Here is a 4,103-nt window from a genome sequence, read left to right as displayed (position 1 = left end):
AGCGCTGATGAGGACGTTCGTGGCTGGCTGACACTGTGGGTGTAGTGGCAGTACCTGAATTGGCGCAGCAAAAAGCCATCACCTACGACAAAAAGAGCGGAGCGGCCGGCGACGGCGGCGGATGACATTGACGCAGTGCTGATTGTTCGGGCTTGCCAATCACCGGCACGATGGCCGATCGCCACCAAAGCCTCGCCTTGCTCTCCAGTTTCATCCGCAGCCTGCCGCCGTTGGATGAAAGAGGCCGTATTCAGAACATCTTGAGGATATCCGTCATGGCTGAATGCGCCTGGAAAGGTGGCCCGGCAACTGTACATCGAACCAACTTACAGCGCAAAATATGGCCATATATGTAAAGCACACAATCAAGAAACAAGAGTGCGTAAAAACACGTCCTTATGTAAGAAGTGCTGCCCGGTGCTTCAATAGAAACTGCGACAAAACACAACAATGCGTTCGGCCGCGCCTTGGAACGTTGCAACAGCACTCCTGATGTTTCAGACGTAACACAATTGAGGTTGACCAATCAAAATACATGCACAATCTAGTGACCACTGAAAGACGGAACAACTCGAGACACACAACGAGAAAGGTAACGCTGTACCAATGAAGTTAACATCATCAAGGTCAGGTATTAAACGCACCCGAAGCGGCGAACGGCATACAGGGATGAATACAATCACGAATTCGAACGAATACGCTCCAATGGACAATCCGGAATTGTTCATGGCTGATCGGGAGCGCCGCCTTAGCGCAATGAAAAGAGCAGTTAAGGCCCGGGACGAAAAACACAATAATAAACAGTGACGTACCTGCAATAAGCCAGAAGGGCTAGTTCTGTGGACCGTGAAGTAAAAATGGAGGTCGACTCTGAAAGGGTCGACGTCTCAGCTCGACGACTGGAAAAGCTTAATCTGGCGGCCCGTCGGCCTAGAAAGGCCGCCAGTCTCCCATCGGACGAGAGCATGATGATTGGAATACAAGACATCAAACTCAAAGAGTCCGGCATGTTTGTGGTGCCCGTGGATTCGAAGGCCACGAAGGACGATCCAAAGAAAAACGCGTATACGTTCTTCAAGGGAACGGAATTTCAGGCTCTTAAAGGGTTGGGCAACAAAACATCTAAAGAGATAGACAACGAGCTTGTGTACATAAGGTACAATGATAACTATTACACCAAGAACGGCCTATGGCACGCCATAAAGGCGCCGGACGGTCAACAGACAACGAAAGACTACAAGGATTATGAATTCAGGAGAATAACAACGTCACTAGGTCTGACCGCAGAGCGAGACAACGATCTCTACGAAACCGGCAAAGGCGTCAAGAAAGATAGAGACGGCAGAACGGTATTTAAAGACGGAAAGCCGGAAAAGGTGACGGTCTATAATTTGGAAGGCGAGCGGCAGATCTATAAAACACCAGCCGGGGATCGAAGGCGCGGCGTTGCTCATAAGAACCCCTACACAAGCGGCGAGCAGGCACCGGACATCTTGCATCGAAGTCCGGACGGCAAGATGAAGGGGTTTTCGCGTCTTCCGAATGATGATTATCAGAAGAGTACCGCTCGGGAGTTGGAGACCGCACTCGGCGGCAAGATTTGGCTGAAGTCGAAACTTCACGGCTACCAAACCATCGACTATATCGAGAGAACGCTGGGGGAAAAGCAAGCCACTCACCGTTTGCGGGACTATGTCGGTGAAGAGCGAGGTTACAACCGGGATACGCATAGTGCTTACGTAAAGATCGGCACGAAGTACTTTCCGATCAACGAGGTCTTAGAGAACCTGCCGACCGACCCTGCCGCGATGGCCGTAAAAGAAAATCCCTCCATGGATGCGATGGAGCACCGGATGATCATCAGAATGCCGGAGGGCAATACGTTCGCCGGGCCGGGGTTTGTCGCAGGTCTGTATTCTGAATACTTCAAAGATGTGTGCGACAAGCACGGGATCAACCCGGAATGGGGTAAATTCAAGCCTGACTGGGATAAGATGCTCGATAAATATGCCTCCGATTCTCGGGTCCTTGTGGAGGTAGATGGGGCCCTTGTTGAAGGTAATTCGGTCGAGCTTCCAGATGGTGAATCCATACTGGATATCTATGCTGCAGAGAGAATTTTCTACGCAGATGACGCAAAAACCGATAGAGGCGGAATATATACGAAACCCTCATTTACGTCTCTAGCCCAAACCCTGCAGAGAGCTGATCAGCAGAAGAATGAGGGTAAACAGCTGAATGTTCCGGATAGCGTAACTGAGATCCTCCTGCGGAGTCGCGGACCCGGCTTGGGCGAAGTCATAGACGTGGCGAGCCCGCAGCTTCCGCCAGGCAGCAGGTATGACGATAGAATACGTGACGCCGTCAACAGTCGTTGAATCGGGCAATCGTCGTGGACCGGCTTAGGCGCAGGTGTGAATGAGCCGAGCAAAATCTTCTCTTTTGCTGCCGCTGGCAGTAGACAATCGTTGCAGGAAGGTAACGGACATGGCTGATATTGGAAAAAGACCAGTTAAATTGCGAGAGCCAGCCTATAAGCAGGCACGCTCAGCTAGGCGTGAAGAAGATCAGCGTTTTCGAGCGCTGGAGACGGCCCAACATGTTCGCGGAATAAAGCGCGAGTTTGAGCGACCAAGCAAGCAAAAACGATATGCCAAAGTGATGGACATCTTTGACAGTGTCGAGGAGGGCTATCGCGGCGAGGTCGGCTACAAGCTGATAGGCAACAAGAGGCTGAGAATCCACAAGGATGGCGAGCTCACCCGCAAGAGTGGCATTGTCAACATGACGACGGAGGTCCTAAAGCGCGACCCCGACTCAGGAAGTGTTTACATCGGCCGACTTGAGAAGAAGGGTTGGCGGAAAAAGAGGAGCTACGAGTTTGACGCCAAGGGTGAACTTCACTCTCTAAGCCGCGAACGCAATGACGGGAGTTTCCGCGAACGATGGGAACGCGATGAAACCGGCAATCTGATCCGCACAAGCTATTTCACGAACCGTTTGCGGGACGGTAGGATTTTCCGCGCCATTTCCGAGGAGATGGGCGCCCCGTACGAAAGTGGTCCTGACAACAAGAAATATCGCATCCTGACCCGCAAGAAAGGCTCTAAAACAGAGGTCTTCGAGCGGGATGAGGACGGTAATCTGGAACTCGTTGGACGCAAAGCGCGTGGGTTTCGGAAATATTCGACAAAATCGCGAGATGGGAGAACCAGGGAAACGGCGATAAAGGGTCTCTTTGGTAGCAAAAACTACAAGTCTCTCCTAGATGTGAATGGAAACGAGGTTGGCAGGAACATTAGATCGCATCGAAGGTTGCTGAACAAAAGATCGACGACATTTGATGAGAAAACAAATCAGCTAACCGGGGCCAAGCATACGCTTGGTAAAATGTACAAAAGCGAGACCAGGTATCTCTCCAATGGTACGAAGGTCGTATCAAAAAAAATTCTTGGAGTGAAGCTTAGTACGGACCTGAGAAGGCTCAACCGCGACGAGATTAAGGCTCGCGAAATGGGAGCCGAAGAAGCAGCCCAGCATAAAGAAGCGTGGAAGAATGTCGTGGTCACCCCAAAACTACCGTCTGCCAGCATGACGAAGCAGCTTGAGAGCGCAGCAGCGCAACTCGACGGCAGTGGGGAACTGAGCAAGGCAAACGCCGCTGGCGGCCAAACAAGACCCGGGAGTCCGTTTGTCGCTACTTCGAAACCTGAGCATAACGCGAGCAACATCGATAAGATCATCGCGGGCGTGACGAAAAATCGCGAAGTAACGACGTCGGAACCTAAACAGATATCAAGTCCATCAGGAGCGGTAACTGTCATGCGGCCGCCCTCCCAGGCAAGCCGTGCTGCGGAGGACGTGAGAGAGTTGGAACAGATCGGCCGGAAGAGCGTGATTGGCCCCGACGCGAGTCAAGATCTCAACGAACCGCAACCTCCCAGTGGACAAGGTAAATTTGGCAACGATAAGACGTTCGTGGACAACGACAACCGAAAGGACGCAAATGCGTCATCGAAGGAGAGTTCCAACGACAACCTCGCCAGAATTAGGATGGCTGCAGAGCGAGCCCAGGCAGACGGGCGGCGGATTTTGGCTCCTCC

Annotated in this window: 2 protein-coding genes; both read left to right on the top strand. The window is 52.0% G+C overall.

Annotated features, from left to right (window positions below):
* Positions 1–839 precede the first annotated feature (839 nt).
* Complete coding sequence (locus tag EOB59_RS33870) at positions 840–2,378, top strand: VirE2 family protein (RefSeq protein ID WP_245486875.1); 1,539 nt, start codon at positions 840–842, stop codon at positions 2,376–2,378.
* Between the two features lie 40 nt (positions 2,379–2,418).
* Positions 2,419–4,103: hypothetical protein (locus EOB59_RS33865; protein WP_245486874.1), on the top strand; the 1,685-nt coding region annotated here is incomplete at its 3' end.

The sequence above is a fragment of the Mesorhizobium sp. M7A.F.Ca.MR.176.00.0.0 genome, from assembly GCF_004023165.1.
Taxonomy (GTDB): Bacteria; Pseudomonadota; Alphaproteobacteria; order Rhizobiales; family Rhizobiaceae; genus Mesorhizobium.
This window is presented reverse-complemented; position numbering and strand designations above follow the sequence as displayed.